Annotated in this window: 15 protein-coding genes; 6 read left to right on the forward strand and 9 right to left on the reverse strand. The window is 71.1% G+C overall.

The window, feature by feature from the left end; genetic code table 11:
• Positions 1–31 precede the first annotated feature (31 nt).
• The 8 genes from IW248_RS05375 to IW248_RS05410 all read right to left on the reverse strand — a co-directional run bounded on the left by IW248_RS05375 (position 32) and on the right by IW248_RS05410 (position 6,956).
• On the reverse strand, positions 32–1,393 hold the full coding sequence (locus IW248_RS05375; protein ID WP_196925936.1) for a lectin: 1,362 nt from the start codon (positions 1,391–1,393) through the stop codon (positions 32–34).
• A gap of 372 nt (positions 1,394–1,765) precedes the next feature.
• Positions 1,766–2,356 (reverse strand): DM13 domain-containing protein, encoded by a 591-nt coding sequence (locus IW248_RS05380; RefSeq protein ID WP_196925937.1) that lies wholly within the window; start codon positions 2,354–2,356, stop codon positions 1,766–1,768.
• A 57-nt stretch (positions 2,357–2,413) separates the two neighbouring features.
• Complete coding sequence (locus IW248_RS05385) at positions 2,414–3,262, reverse strand: S-methyl-5'-thioadenosine phosphorylase (RefSeq protein ID WP_196925938.1); 849 nt, start codon at positions 3,260–3,262, stop codon at positions 2,414–2,416.
• Positions 3,263–3,306: 44 nt separating this feature from the next.
• A complete protein-coding gene (locus tag IW248_RS05390; protein ID WP_196925939.1) occupies positions 3,307–3,732 on the reverse strand; it encodes a hypothetical protein in 426 nt (141 codons plus the stop codon).
• Positions 3,729–4,895, reverse strand: a complete 1,167-nt coding sequence (locus IW248_RS05395; protein ID WP_196925940.1) for a molybdopterin-dependent oxidoreductase — start codon at positions 4,893–4,895, stop codon at positions 3,729–3,731. The genes IW248_RS05390 and IW248_RS05395 overlap by 4 nt, the downstream gene beginning before the upstream one ends.
• Entirely contained in the window at positions 4,892–5,605 is a 714-nt protein-coding gene (locus IW248_RS05400) for a class I SAM-dependent methyltransferase (protein WP_372431886.1), read from the reverse strand. Before IW248_RS05400 ends, IW248_RS05395 begins: the two co-directional genes overlap by 4 nt.
• On the reverse strand, positions 5,602–6,282 hold the full coding sequence (locus IW248_RS05405; RefSeq protein ID WP_196925941.1) for a TIGR04282 family arsenosugar biosynthesis glycosyltransferase: 681 nt from the start codon (positions 6,280–6,282) through the stop codon (positions 5,602–5,604). Before IW248_RS05405 ends, IW248_RS05400 begins: the two co-directional genes overlap by 4 nt.
• Complete coding sequence (locus tag IW248_RS05410) at positions 6,279–6,956, reverse strand: glycosyltransferase family 2 protein (protein ID WP_196925942.1); 678 nt, start codon at positions 6,954–6,956, stop codon at positions 6,279–6,281. Before IW248_RS05410 ends, IW248_RS05405 begins: the two co-directional genes overlap by 4 nt.
• Before the next feature lie 146 nt (positions 6,957–7,102).
• Here IW248_RS05410 and IW248_RS05415 point away from each other — a divergent pair, with 146 nt between their 5' ends.
• Positions 7,103–8,467 (forward strand): hypothetical protein, encoded by a 1,365-nt coding sequence (locus IW248_RS05415; protein ID WP_196925943.1) that lies wholly within the window; start codon positions 7,103–7,105, stop codon positions 8,465–8,467.
• Here the strand turns inward: IW248_RS05415 and IW248_RS05420 are convergent.
• Positions 8,439–9,518, reverse strand: a complete 1,080-nt coding sequence (locus tag IW248_RS05420; RefSeq protein WP_196925944.1) for an NAD-dependent epimerase/dehydratase family protein — start codon at positions 9,516–9,518, stop codon at positions 8,439–8,441. The genes IW248_RS05415 and IW248_RS05420 overlap by 29 nt on opposite strands.
• Before the next feature lie 159 nt (positions 9,519–9,677).
• Here IW248_RS05420 and IW248_RS05425 point away from each other — a divergent pair, with 159 nt between their 5' ends.
• From IW248_RS05425 to IW248_RS05445, 5 genes are all read left to right on the forward strand, one after another.
• Complete coding sequence (locus IW248_RS05425; RefSeq protein WP_124820068.1) at positions 9,678–10,373, forward strand: response regulator transcription factor; 696 nt, start codon at positions 9,678–9,680, stop codon at positions 10,371–10,373.
• Positions 10,366–11,382 (forward strand): sensor histidine kinase, encoded by a 1,017-nt coding sequence (locus tag IW248_RS05430; RefSeq protein ID WP_124820069.1) that lies wholly within the window; start codon positions 10,366–10,368, stop codon positions 11,380–11,382. The genes IW248_RS05425 and IW248_RS05430 overlap by 8 nt, the downstream gene beginning before the upstream one ends.
• Before the next feature lie 132 nt (positions 11,383–11,514).
• Complete coding sequence (locus IW248_RS05435) at positions 11,515–12,456, forward strand: CPBP family intramembrane glutamic endopeptidase (RefSeq protein WP_196925946.1); 942 nt, start codon at positions 11,515–11,517, stop codon at positions 12,454–12,456.
• Between the two features lie 78 nt (positions 12,457–12,534).
• Positions 12,535–12,957: a YbaB/EbfC family nucleoid-associated protein gene (locus IW248_RS05440; RefSeq protein ID WP_196925947.1), complete on the forward strand. Its 423-nt coding sequence runs from the start codon at positions 12,535–12,537 to the stop codon at positions 12,955–12,957.
• Positions 12,954–13,277, forward strand: coding sequence for a hypothetical protein (locus tag IW248_RS05445; RefSeq protein ID WP_196925948.1), 324 nt, complete (start codon positions 12,954–12,956; stop codon positions 13,275–13,277). The genes IW248_RS05440 and IW248_RS05445 overlap by 4 nt, the downstream gene beginning before the upstream one ends.

Here is a 13,277-nt window from a genome sequence, read left to right on the forward strand (position 1 = left end):
GGCTGTTGCTCTGCCGGGGACCTCGCGGCGCTCAGCTTCGGCTCCACCGTTGGTTGGCCGCGCCGGTGCAGTCCCAGATCTGGACGCGCGTGCCGTTGGCCGTGCCGCCGCCGACCATGTCCAGGCACCGGCCCGAACCAACTCCGGTGATCGAGCCGTCGGTGTTGAGCCGCCACTTCTGGTTGGACTGGCCGTTGCAGTCCCAGATGATCACCGAGCTGCCGTTCGCGGTGCCGGCGCCGTTGACGTCGAGGCACTTGCCGCCGAAGACGCGTAGCTCCTGGGCGGCGGTCGAGTTCCAGCTCTGGTTGCTCTGGCCGTGGCAGTCCCAGATGATCGCCGCCGCGCCGTTGGTCTGCGAGCCGCCGTTGACGTCGAGGCACCGTCCGGAGGACGTGCTGCGCAGGGCCGAGGTGTCACTCGGTGGCGGGGTGGTCGGTGGCGGGGTGGTCGGTGGCGTCGTGGGCTCGGTGCTACCGAACTGGGTGAAGAACCTCCATACCTCACCCTTGGTCCAGGTCCTGGCTCCGCTGTCCCCGCCGCCGTCCACCGGGCCGGGGCCGTGCCCGCCGTCGAAGGCGGCCCAGACCACCGGATAGCCGGACTGGCAGCCGGAGTAGGTGGTGGTGATGTGGGTCAGGCTGCCTGCCCTCGGCTCGGGCGGGTTCTGTGCGGTGCAGCCGTTGTTCCGGACGAACCTGTCGCGCAGGGACCGTCCGGCGGAGACGTTGAGCACCGCGTCCCCGATGCCATGGATTCCCATGTAAGCGACTGGCTGGGTGCCGCCGCTGCACCCGCTGAGCTGCCCACCGGAGTAGACCGCGACAGCGCGGAAGACAGTTGGCCGGGAACAGGCCAGCGAATAGCTCATGCCGCCGCCGTAGCTGAAGCCGAGCGCGAAGCGTTGCGTGGTGTCGACACAGAGGTCGGCCTCGATGACCCTGATCATGTCGTCGACGAATGTGACGTCCTGGCCGCCGGGGTTGGCCCAGCCGTTGCCGTTGCCCTGGGGGGCGACGAAAATGGTGCTGTTGTTCGCCTGCTGCCGCAGCCCGTAGTAGGACCAGGCCGCCCCGTCGGACCCACCGCCGTCGACGTCGTTGGCGGTGCCGCCGTTCCAGTGGAATCCGAAGATCAACCGGTAGGCGTGGGTCCTGTCGTAGTTGTCAGGAATTCTCAGGATGAAGCTACGGTTCTGGCCGCTGCTCTGGATGGACCGTTGGCCACTGGTCAACGTGGGCGCCTTGCCGCACCCGGCGGTCGCTGCGGCCGCTCCGATGTTCGCGGCCGACGCGGTGGTGCTCAGGCCACCGGCCAGTGCCGCCGCGCTCACGGTCACGACGACGGCCGCAGCCGTCGCCAGCAATCCAAGGATGGGTCTACGTCTTGTCATGAAGGGGCTCCCGCCACTCGGCACGAACTGATTGAAAGGTCCACGGCGACCCGCACGCCGTCACGACGCGTCACCGCAGGTCACCCCCGTCGAACCACGTTCGTCGCGAGCGAACCCGAGGAGACGCGATGTGCCCACGGCGCCCGGCCGGCTCATTGACACAGGTTCCCGCCAGTGGTCTCGCCGCCCACGCAGGACCAGTCGAACGTCGAATCGATGGTGGCCGCATCGTGTGCCCGAACACCACGCGACCGTTCGCCGGACGGTGCTGGAGCAGCCAACTCGGCGTCGAATCGATTCGCCTCGACGCTAGATCGCGCAGTGAAAGATGTCAATGCCGTGTCCGGCAGGTTGCGACCCCGGGTGGCCCGGTCAGGCGCTCGTGAGGTCGGCCGCGCCGAAGGAGACCGCGAATCGCTTGCACCAGATGGAGACGCTCCGGAAGTCGTCCGGGTCCACCGACGCCGGCAGCTCGTACACCTGGTTGCCCTTGTTGCCCTTGAGCTTCGCCAGCTCGACCCATTCGCCGTCGTCGAACACACGCCAGCCGGCCGTGCCTCGGATGACCGGTTGGTCGGTCAGCCACACCCGCAGGTCCGGACCGTTCGACGTGTTCAGGTTCCGAATGACGAGCTGGTGGCGGCCATCGGCGAGCCGGTGGATCTCGGCACTGCCGGTCGTCCGGTGCTCATGGGTGACGAACTCGCCGACGGTCAGGATCTCGTTCGCCGCGGGCGTGGGCGTCGAGGCCGCGGGGGTGGCCGCCGGGCCCGCGGGGGCGGGGCTCGCGGACGCCGGGACCGGGGCGGCCGAGGTCGTCGCCACGCGGGGAACCGCCTCGTCGACGTAGGTGTCGGTGAACAGCTTCCACGGCTGGAACCAGTAGAGGGCCAGCATCACCACGACGACCGCGCAGGCGAGGCCGGCTCGGGCCACCGGCGACCGAAAGATCCGTTTTCCCATCACCGCAGCGTACGGTCGCGGCGGCCGTCGAACTGTTCGCGAACCCTTTCGGAACTCTTACGACGGTCGCCGCTCCGTACCTGCCAGCGCCTGTCCACACGGGCATGCCCCCTGGTCCTCCGGCAACGTCTTCACCGCGTCGCCGAGCAGGAGGCGCAGACGATCGATGTTCCGCGCGAAGACCGTGAACACCTCCTGCTGGGTGACCCCGTGACCGACCTCGACGCCCGAGTCGAGGTCGGTCACCAGGGACAACGCGGTGTAACACAGCGCCAGTTCGCGTGCCAGCACCGCTTCCGGGTGACCGGTCATACCGACGACCGACCAGCCCTCCCGGCCGTACCACTGTGATTCGGCGCGGGTGGAGAACCGGGGCCCTCCGATGACGACCATGGTTCCGCCGTCGACCGGCTGCCAACCGGCGGAGCGGGCGGCGTCGAGGACCGCGGCCCGTCCGACCGGGCAGTAGGGGTCGGCGAAGGGCACATGGACGACCTGGGGGAGTTGCCCGTCCGCGCCTGGCTGTCCGTCGTAGTAGGTCTGCTCGCGGCCGCTGGTCCGATCGACGAGTTGGTCAGGTACGACGAGGGTGCCGGGGCCCAGATCCGGTTGCAGGCCGCCCACGGCGCCCGGTGCGAGCACCTGGCGGACGCCGAGTGCTCGCAGCGCCCACAGGTTGGCCCGGTAGTTGATGCGGTGTGGGGGGAGTGTGTGCCGGCGTCCGTGGCGGGGCAGGAACGCCACCGGCCGCCCGGCGAGATTACCGATGGACAGCGAGTCGCTCGGCGGTCCGTACGGTGTGTCGACGCTGACCTCGGCGACGTCGTCGAGAAACTCGTAGAAGCCCGATCCGCCGATCACGCCGATCGGCGCTTGCTCGGTCGTGCTGATTTCTCCTGCTGACATGTGATGCCCTCCTGGGGCGAAGAGTGGAGAACGCGCGGGCAGGCTCAGGGACGGTCGGTACGTCGGCCCGTGACGCGCCTGTCGACAGTGGTGGCGACGACCAGGACGATCACGATCGCGGCCCAGATGACGGCCAGCCCGACAGCGAGCCCCAGCGGGTAGTTGCGGTCCGGTAGGCCAGGGTTCGGAGGCGCCGAGGGCGGTCGCCACAGCAGGGGCACCGCGAGCAGCAGCAGCGTGGCGCTGGCCAGCAGACCCGCGGCGATCCAGGCCAGACGTAACCGGTTTGTCACCAGTCGGCCCAGCACCAGCCCGACCAGTCCGACCAGCGGCGCCACCAGGACGTCGTGCAGCACCGGGCCGCCGATCAGCCACGGCAGTGTGGTGCCGAGCTGGGGAAGGAGCAGCCAACCGCCGTACGCTGTGGCCGCCGCGCCGAGCACGAGCAGGAACAGTCGGACGGCTCTCACCGCAACACCTCCAGCCGGGCCACCCACTTGGTCTGCAGGACGCCCGGCCGACTCGGCGCGATGAGCCGGCAGGGGTATCCGTGGTCGGGAGACAGTTGCTCGCCATTGATCCGCAGGGCGAGCAGGGTCAGTGGGTCGCGGGCATGGGCCGCGGGGAGTGTGCTGGCCGCGTACAGGCCGTCGGTTTCCAGTGAGGTGATCCGAACCGGTCGGCCGGTCGGTGCGCCGGCCCATCGGAGCAGCTGGACGACGGGCACGCCGGTCCAGTGGGCCGACGCGCTCCAGCCCTCGACGCAGGCGATCGGCAGTTCCGCCGTGCGTTGTGGCAGGGCCGCCAGTTCGGCCAGGGACAGGGTCTTCCGCCCGCCCGGCCAGACGATCTCCAGTCGCCAGTCCGGTGGAACGGCGATGCGCGCGGCAGCCGCCGTACGGTTGATCGGTACACCCTGCGGTCCGGCGGCGGAACGCCACGCCAGCGGCGACACCCGACGTAGCCACGGCACGGTGACCCCGGCGGTGGCCAGCACGGCGATTCCGGCGACGCCCGCCGACGTCCGCAGGAACGCGCGGCGTTGCGCCGAGTCCCGATCGTCGGGCCCCGGTGCTGCGGCCCGCGCCGCTCTCCTGCGCCGCAGTGGCGTGCTCAGCGCCGCGCGGGCGACCGGGAGCTTCACCGCGACGTGCAGCAGTATCGCGCCCGCCACGATCCAGGCGACCGCGTAGTGCGCCGTCGGGAAGAAGAACCCCCACGGGTACGACTGGGCGGCGTTGAACAGGCCCGTGACCAGTTGGAAGAACGCGGCGCAGACCAGTACCAGGACGGAGATCCGTTCGAGGGCGTGGGCGGACAACCGGATCGGGTGGCGCAGCGGCGGACGGACGAACAGTCGGGGGTAGACGCTCCACAGCTTGGCCAGCAGCAACGGGATCGCCGCGACGCCGGAGAGCACGTGGATGCCCTGGGTGATTCGGTAGAGGTTGATCGGTCGGGTCGGCCAGGTGAACCAGCCCGGGGGGTGCTGGATGTAGTGGCTGAGCAGTCCGGTGCCGAAACACAGCCCGAACGCCACCCCGAGCCAGAGGCCGAGCCGGGCGGCGACCAGCGGTGAGTGCGTCGGCGCGGGGAAGTCCTCGGGGGCTGGGACGCGTGGCCGGCGGATCATGAGTGCGCCAACTCGGCGAACCAGCGTGAACCGAGCCGGAAACGGTCGGCGACCCGCAGGCCGGCATCGGCGGCGGTACGGGCCACCGCGTCCGTCCCGACCCGCGCCCAACGAAACGCCGGTCCCCGCACTTCCGGTTCGCCGGACGATCCGGACAGGACGTACGCCTGCCCCCGCCACAGCCCCGTCCCCGGGGGTTCCACCTCGACCACGAGCGTTCCGTCGGCCGCGATCAGGGCGCCGCACCGGCGCAGCAGTCCGACCGGGTCGCCACCGATGCCGATGTTGCCGTCGATGAGCAGGGCGTGTGCCCATCGGCCCTCGCCGGGAAGTGGTTCGAAGATGTCGCGTCGCAGGGCCACCACACCCCGGCCCTGGGTCAGACGTACCGCCTCGGCCGAGATGTCCACCCCCAGGGCGACGAGACCCCGCTGGGCCAGTGCCCTGGTCAGCCGGCCGGGGCCGCAGCCGAGATCGATCGTGGGCCCGGTGCAGCGAGCGGCGATCGACTCGATCGCCGGTTCGGGCGGGCCGTGCCAACGCCGCACCGGCAACAGGTCACGTCGCCCGTCGGTGTGCACCAGCCAGTGGTCGGGTCGGGCCGGAGGCATCGGGGCGACCGGCGTACCGCACGCGTCCTGGTCGGCGGCCCACCGGCCGAGTCTGCCCAGCACCACGTCGAAGCCGTCGAGACTGATCGCCGAGGTCACCGGGGGCGTCCGCTCACCAACTGGCCGCCCACCGACATGACGGCATCCGCGAACCGGGTGCCGGGTAGGTCGGCCGCGACGGCCAGCGCCGACGGCCAGTCGTCGACATCCCGCTGAACGGGCAGGATGGCTGGGTGTAGGCCGTGCCCGCGCAGAGCGGCGAGGGTGCGGCGACCGGTGTCGTCGGTCGACATGGGCACATCACGTAACGCGCTCGCGTACGTCGGTTCGTGCAGCCCGAGTGCCCACCAGCCGCCGTCGAGCGCCGGTCCGAACACGGCCCCGTGCTCGGCGAGCAACTCCAGCGCGGTGGTGAGTAGGGCCGGCCGGATCTGCGGCGTGTCCATGCCGATCTGCAGGACCGGTCGGCCGGGAAACGCCGCGGCGGTGTCGGCGTGGGCGTTCGCGAGGCGGTCGGCGAAGGTGCCGCCGCGCTGCGGAAGCAGGTGCCAACCCGCCAACGCGGCGGTCAGTTCCGCGCCGTACTCGGCATCGGCGAACCGACCCGTGTGGGCCAGCACGGGAATGGTCGACGTGGTGGCGCGTACCGCCGCGAGGGTGTCCAACAGCGACGCCGCCGCGACCCGGGCCGCCTGGGTGGGATCGGCGGGCGGGCAGAGGCGCGTCTTGGCCAGCCCGGGCACCGGTGCCTTCGCGACCAGGAGCAGGACGTTCACCGGCCACCACCGACGTCGGCGCGCAGCACTCCGGCGAAGTCCCGGGTCGCCCGCAGCGTGCCCCGGACCGACCCGGAGACCTTCGAGGTGGTGCCGGCGGCCCGGGGCGCGTACGCGACGTCCAGTTCGAGAATCCGCCAGCCCGCCCTCGCCGCGCGGAGCAGCAGCTCCAGGGGGTAGCCGAACGCGCGGTCGTTGACACCGAGTCCCAGCAGCGCCGCCCGGCGAGCCACGCGGATCGGGCTGATGTCGTACACCGGCACACCACGACGCCGTAGCAGGGCGGCGACCAGCGCGTTCCCGGCGCGGGCATGCCACGGCCAGACATCCGCCGAGACCGGCCGACGCCGCCCGACGGCGAGATCAGCCCGGCCGTCCAGCACCGCCGCGACGAGCCTGGGCAGCTCGGCCGGATTGAACGATCCGTCCGCGTCGAGCACGCAGACCAGGTCCGCGTCGGCCGCCAGCAGTCCGGCGTGGACGGCCGCGCCGTACCCCCTTCGCGGTTCGTGGACGACCCGGGCCCCGTACTCGGCCGCGATGTCCGGTGAGCCGTCGGTGGAGCCGTTGTCGACCACGATGGCGCGGTAGCCGGGCGGCAGCCCGCTCAGTACGACAGGCAGTGCGGCCGCCTCGTCCAGACACGGCAGCACCACGTCGATCGTTGTGTGCATACGGCGACGCTAGGCCCGCCACGGGCCGTCCGGGCCGCGGTTCCTCCTTACGAATCGCTTACGCGCCAGCGGATCTTACGACTCCCTGACGTATCCATATCTGGCTGTCGGATGCCTGGTCAGAGGTCGTATCGTCGGCCGTCACCATGACCATGATGACCCGGCCGGGACGACCCCGGTCCGCCGACCTGATCGTCCTCGGCGCCGAGGTGGCCCTGCTCGCCGTCGCCGTCGCCGTCGGCGCGCTGCTCAACCATCAGGGCGTCCGGCTGCATGCCGACGCCGCGCCGCTCTACGCCTCCTGGCAACCCCATCTGGGCCCCGGCACCCCGGCCGCGCTTCTCGTCGCGGCGCTGTTCGTCTGGCGTGGCACGCGCTGGGGAACCGAGACGCCGTGGCCGCGGCTGCTGGGGGTCGGCTATCTCGCCGCGGTGCTCTGGACGCTCTCGCTGGCCCTGGTGGACGGCTGGTCCGCCGGGTTGACCGAGCGGCTAACCGTGCAGGCCGAGTACCTGCACGAGGTGCCCCGGGTGACGGATGTCGGCATCATGCTGTCCGGCTTCGCCGACCGGATCCTCGACTTCCAACCCGACTCGTGGTCCACCCACGCCGCCGCTCACCCACCGGGAGCGTTGCTGTTCTTCGTCTGGTTGGAGCGGATCGGCCTGGGCGGCGGGACCGCCGCCGGGCTCGCCTGTGTGTTGCTCGGTGCCACGGTCTGCGTGTCGGTCCCGGTGACGTTGCGGGCGCTCGGCGCCGAGGACGCGGCCCGGGCGGTGTGGCCGTTCCTGGTTCTCCTCCCGGGGGCGGTCTGGGTGGGCGCGTCCGCGGACGGGATCTTCGCCGCGGTGGTCGCGGCCGGGCTGGCGCTGCTGGCGGTGGGCGGCCGACCCGGGGCCGCACTTGGCGGGTTGCTGCTCGGCTTCGCGCTCTACCTGTCGTACGGGTTCGTCCTGGTCGGGTTGCTCGCGTTGACAGTGGTGCTGCTCCGGGCGCGGGACCGTCTCGGCGTGCTCCTGGTCGCGGCGACGGCGGTCGCGGCCGTGGTCGCCGCGTTCACCCTCGCCGGCTTCTGGTGGCTGGACGGCTACCACCTGGTGGCACGTCGCTACTACCAGGGCTGGGCGGCGGAGCGTCCATACGGGTACTGGGTCTGGGCGAATCTCGCCGCTCTGCTGCTCTCCGCCGGCCCGGTGGTCGGGCCGGCGCTGCGGCGGGCGGTGGCCGCCGTGCCGATCCGACCACCACACCCACCGCGCGTGACGGCCCTCCGACAGCGGATCGCCAGCGCCGGACCCACCGTGTGGTTGCCCGTCGCGGCGACGGCGGCGGTGCTCGCGGCGGACCTGTCCGGGCTCAGCAAGGCCGAGGTCGAGCGGATCTGGCTACCGTTCGCCGTCTGGCTGCTGGTCGCCACCGCGCACCTGCCCAACGGTCACCGACGGTGGTGGTTGGCCGCCCAGGCGGCCACGGCCCTCGCCGTCAACCACCTACTGCTGACGGTGTCGTGAGGGACGCCGGATCCCGCATCACAGCGGTGGTGAAGTCGGCGATGCCGGCGGCGAAGCCGACCTGGGCGGTGAAACCAAGCAGCCGGGCGGCACGGGCCGGGTCGGCCACGACGTGCCGTACGTCCGCCGTCCGCCCGCCCCCGACCGTTACCGGCGACGGCCCGCCCATCGCCGACGCCAGCTCGTGGGCCAACTCGCCGACGGTGTGCGGTTCACCCGAGCAGACGTTCACCGGGGTCAGGGGATCCGGAGCCGGTGTCGTGAGGGCCAGCAGGTTCGCCGCCGCCACGTCGGTCACGTGCACGAAGTCGCGCCGTTGCCGACCATCCTCCAAGACCCGGGGCGGTCGCCCGGCGGCCAGGGCCGACCGGAAGATCGACGCGACCCCTGAATACGGGGTGTCACGAGGCATTCGCGGACCGTAGACGTTGTGATACCGCAGGGCCCACACCGCTCCGCCAATCTGCCGGGCCCAGGCGCCGGCGAGGTGTTCCTGGGCCAGCTTGGTGGCGGCGTACGTGCTGTGCGGCTCCAACGGCGCGTCCTCGGGCACGAGACCGGGGGAGAGCGCCTGATCGCAACGCGGGCAGGTCGGCTCGTACTGACCCGCGGCCAGATCGGCGGCCCGTCGGCCGGCAGGCCGGACGATTCCGTGGGCGGGGCAGTGGTAGCGGCCCTCGCCGTAGACCACCATCGAGCTGGCCAGCACCAACCGGCGTACGCCGGCGGCGTGCATCGCCGCGAGGACGGTGGCCGTGCCGAGGTCGTTGTGCGCGGCGTACCGGGGGGCGTCGGCCGGGTCGAGGCCGTGGCCGACCATGGCTGCCTGATGGCAGACCGCGTCGACCCCGGCCAGGAGCCGGGTCAGCAGCTCGCCGTCGCGTACGTCGCCGACCACGAGGTCGTGCCGCTCGGTCCAGGGCGGTGCTGTCGCACCGTGCGCCTCGGGCAGGAGCGCGTCCACGGCCACCACCTCGTGCCCGTGTTCGGTGAGCAGGTCGGCGACGTGTGAGCCGATGAATCCGGCCGCACCGGTGACAAGTATCCGCATTCCGGTCACCGTATGACCTCGGGTACGCCCACGCGGGTCCCTGCACGCAGCCGTAAGAACCTCGCAAGGTTTGCTGGTGCGGGCGGATGCCGGTGCGTGGCTACGCTGGGTCGATGGACAACTGGGGGAGACGTTGACGGGGCCGGACGGGGAAGGTTCGTGACGCAGCGCGTGCTGGTGGTCGACGACGATCAGACCGTGAGCGACGTCATCCGTCGTTACCTCGAGAACGACGGCTTCCAGGTGAGCCTCGCGGCGGACGGCGCGGCGGCACTCGCCGCCGTGGAGCGGCAGGCACCACACCTTGTCGTACTCGACCTCATGCTGCCTCGGATCAGCGGCCTGGAGGTGTGCCGTGCGCTGCGGGTACGGCCCGACGGCGTACCGATCGTCATGCTCACCGCGCGCGGTGACGAGTCTGACCGGATCCTCGGGCTGCAGCTCGGCGCTGACGACTACCTGACCAAGCCCTTCTCCCCCCGGGAGTTGGTGCTGCGGGTCCGTTCGGTGCTCCGTCGCGCCGGCGCTGGGGCGCCACCCGAGCGGCCGGAGGCGCTCACCGACGGCAATCTGGTGGTGCACACGACCTCCCGAACCGCCCGCCTCGCCGGCACCGATCTGGCTCTGACGCTGCGCGAATTCGACCTGCTCGTCCACCTCATGCGGCATCCGTCCCGGGTGTTTCGCCGGGCCGAACTTCTCGAGCAGGTCTGGGGCTGGAACTTCGGGGACCATTCGACCGTGACCGTGCACGTACGCCGGCTACGGGAGAAGATCGAGACCAACCCGGCCGATCCGCAGCGGATCGTGACCGTCTGGGGCGTCGGCTACCGCTACGAGCCGGCCCATGCGTGACGTACTCCTGATCTTCGCGATCGCCCTCGGCGCGGCGCTCGGCATCGGACTCGCCGGCGCGGTGCTGCTTCGCGTGCTTCGACGCAGCTCGATCACCGTGCACCTCAGCGTGCTGCTCACCACCACGGTGATCGCCGTCGCGGTCGGGGTGATGGCGGTCGCGGAGGCGATGTTCCTCTCCGCACACGACCTTGAGGTGGTCCTGATCACCGTCGCGGCGGCAGCGGTGGTCAGCCTCGCCGTCGGCGGGCACTTCGGCGGTCGACTGGCCCGCGCCGCGGTCTGGCGCGACCAGGCCCGGGAGCGGGAACGGCAACTGGAGAAGGGCCGGCGCGACCTGGTCGCCTGGGTCTCCCACGACCTGCGTACCCCGCTCGCCGGGCTGCGGGCCATGGCCGAGGCGCTGGAGGACCGGGTGGTTCGTGATCCGGACACGGTCGACGAGTACCACCGACGCATCCGGCTGGAGACCGACCGGATGACCCGACTCGTCGACGACCTGTTCGAGCTGTCCCGGATCAACGCGGGAGCGCTGCGGTTGTCGTTGACGGCGGTGCCGCTCGGGGAGGTGGTCTCGGACGCGCTGGCCAGCACCACCCCGTTGGCCGACGCGCGCCGGATCAAGCTGATCGCCAGCGAGTCGGGGTGGCCGACGGTCGCCGCGAGCGAACCGGAGCTGGCTCGGGTCGTGGCGAACCTGCTGCTCAACGCGGTCCGCTACACCCCGGCCGACGGCACCGTACGCATCGAAGCCGGCCGCGAGGACGACCACGCCTGGCTGTCGGTCGCCGACACCTGCGGCGGCATCCCCCCGGCCGACCTTCCCCGGCTGTTCGACATCGCGTTCCGTGGTGAGCCGGCCCGCACGCCCGGCCCCGGTGACGGTGGGGCGTCCGGAGGGCTCGGCCTGGCCATCGTCCATGGCCTGGTGGAGGCGCATGGGGGTCGGGTCGAGGTGCGCAACACCCCGGACGGCTGCCAGTTCATGGTCCGGCTGGCCACCGCCTGAGGAAACGAACGTCCGGGGTGGCGGGATGAGGCGGGTTAACCCTACCGGCAGTCCACCGACTAGCCGGATCGTTGGGGCACTGGGGACCTCGTAGCGTCGTGATCATCAATGCGACGACGAGATGAGCACACCATGGCCAAGTTGCACCAACGGCAGCGTGGCCATCGCCGTCCGGTCACCCGGGCCGCGGTGGCGGACGAATTCGCCCTGACGCGCCATCTGCCCGCCGAACGCGGCTCGGTCCGCCGGCGGCTGCTGGAGTTCTGGGCTGTGTGTCTGTTGCTGACCTGGATCCCGTTTGCACTGCTGGCAGTGCTGGGTGTGAGCATCGACGAGGGCCCCGGACTGCTGGTGTTCGCGCTCGCGGCGAGCGGCCCGTCCCTGGCCGCGCTGATCCTGTGGTTGCGGCGCCGCGGGGAAAGGCGTCCGGGCCCCCGCACGCGATGGTCGCTCGGCACGTCAGTGGTGGCGGTACTGCTGGGCGGGGTCGCCCCTGTGGGTGCGGCGGTCCTGGTGAACCTGAACGACCTGTCGGCGATCCCGCAGCACGCGGGTTCGGTAGTCGCCGGTGTGGGCGGACCGCTCATCGCGCTGGCCTACACGCTGCTCGCAGGGCCAGTGGCGGAGGAGTTCGGCTGGCGGGGGTACGTACAGCCACGCCTGAGGCAGTCCTACAGCCGGATGGCGACCACCCTGGTGCTGGGAGCCGCCTGGGGCCTGTGGCACGTGCCGCTGTACTTCCTGCCTGGCACCGGGCAACACGACGGAGGCTTGTTCACCCAGCAGGGAGTGGTGTTCTTCCTGCTGCTCTTTCCATTCACCTACCTCATTCTCTTCGTCACCGAACGCTTGCGCGGTGGTGTCCCGGCGGCGATCCTGATGCACGCGGCATGGAACCTCGCCGACGAGACGATGCCGCAGCTGGGCAACGGCGGCCCGTGGCTGAAGCTTGTTCTCCTGTCGGCCACAGCGGCAGTGGTGGGCCTGCTGTGGCGCCGTTCAATAGTGCCAGCCGGGCCTACCCCGATGGCAGGTCCTTCGACGGACCGCAGTCATCGAAGAGCGTCGACGTAGCGTTGCCTCGCGGGTCCACACTGTTTGCCGGATCTGACTACGCTTTCCACTGTGTCGGACGCGATCGATGGAGGGCGCATGTCGGTGAATGAGCCGGCGAGCGGGGAGTTCGCTCGCATGCTGGACGCGACGGTTGGCGCGTTGCGCGCCACCAACACCGCGCCGGAGGACGAGGAGGCCGCGCGTCTGCGTCGGGTGGGTGAGTCCGCCGAGGGGCAGGTCCGTGCCGAGTTTGGCGCCGATGGCCGGCTGGAGTCGCTGACGCTGGACCCGCGGATGATGCGCCTCGGCTCGGCCGAGGTCTGCGACCACGTGATCGCTGCAGTGAACGCGGCGATCGACTCGATGCGCGGCGGTGGCCCGGCGGTGGCCTCCGGCGACCTCTCGCAGCTCACCGAGCAGCTGGAACAGGTTCGGGACACGGCCGTGCCGCGGCTCGGCGCGTTCCTGCAGGCGCTCACGGACGCGCAGGAGCGGATGGCCCGAGGAGGTTCCCGATGAACGGCTTCGAGGTCGAGCCCGCGCTGTTGCGTTCCGGCGGCGATGAGGTCATCGGCGCCGCCGAACGCTTCATCGGGCAGCTGGAGAGCTTCGAGGCACAGATGCAGGGGTACGGCGAGCCGTGGGGCGCCGACGACATCGGCTCGCTGATCGGCATCGCGTACACGGAGGCGTCCGCCTGGGTTCTGGACTGCATCGGCGTGGCCGCCGAGGAGATCGGCTCGGCGGGTAGCGACCTGACGCAGATGGCCGACAACTTCGATTTGGTCGAGGAAGCCTCCGCGGGCGCGTTGCGGGACATCCAGGGAATGCTGGGGTGA

The sequence above is a fragment of the Micromonospora ureilytica genome (genome assembly GCF_015751765.1).
GTDB classification, from domain to species: Bacteria; Actinomycetota; Actinomycetes; order Mycobacteriales; family Micromonosporaceae; genus Micromonospora; species Micromonospora ureilytica.

What these genes read in the sequence shown, in the direction of transcription:
- IW248_RS05440 (WP_196925947.1), top strand. Translation starts at nt 12,535, where the DNA reads ATGTCGGTGAATGAGCCGGCGAGCGGGGAGTTCGCTCGCATGCTGGAC.
- IW248_RS05415 (WP_196925943.1), top strand. Translation starts at nt 7,103, where the DNA reads ATGACCATGATGACCCGGCCGGGACGACCCCGGTCCGCCGACCTGATC.
- IW248_RS05445 (WP_196925948.1), top strand. Translation starts at nt 12,954, where the DNA reads ATGAACGGCTTCGAGGTCGAGCCCGCGCTGTTGCGTTCCGGCGGCGAT.
- IW248_RS05395 (WP_196925940.1), bottom strand. Translation starts at nt 4,895, where the DNA reads ATGATCCGCCGGCCACGCGTCCCAGCCCCCGAGGACTTCCCCGCGCCG.
- IW248_RS05380 (WP_196925937.1), bottom strand. Translation starts at nt 2,356, where the DNA reads ATGGGAAAACGGATCTTTCGGTCGCCGGTGGCCCGAGCCGGCCTCGCC.
- IW248_RS05430 (WP_124820069.1), top strand. Translation starts at nt 10,366, where the DNA reads ATGCGTGACGTACTCCTGATCTTCGCGATCGCCCTCGGCGCGGCGCTC.
- IW248_RS05420 (WP_196925944.1), bottom strand. Translation starts at nt 9,518, where the DNA reads ATGCGGATACTTGTCACCGGTGCGGCCGGATTCATCGGCTCACACGTC.
- IW248_RS05385 (WP_196925938.1), bottom strand. Translation starts at nt 3,262, where the DNA reads ATGTCAGCAGGAGAAATCAGCACGACCGAGCAAGCGCCGATCGGCGTG.
- IW248_RS05410 (WP_196925942.1), bottom strand. Translation starts at nt 6,956, where the DNA reads ATGCACACAACGATCGACGTGGTGCTGCCGTGTCTGGACGAGGCGGCC.
- IW248_RS05375 (WP_196925936.1), bottom strand. Translation starts at nt 1,393, where the DNA reads ATGACAAGACGTAGACCCATCCTTGGATTGCTGGCGACGGCTGCGGCC.
- IW248_RS05435 (WP_196925946.1), top strand. Translation starts at nt 11,515, where the DNA reads ATGGCCAAGTTGCACCAACGGCAGCGTGGCCATCGCCGTCCGGTCACC.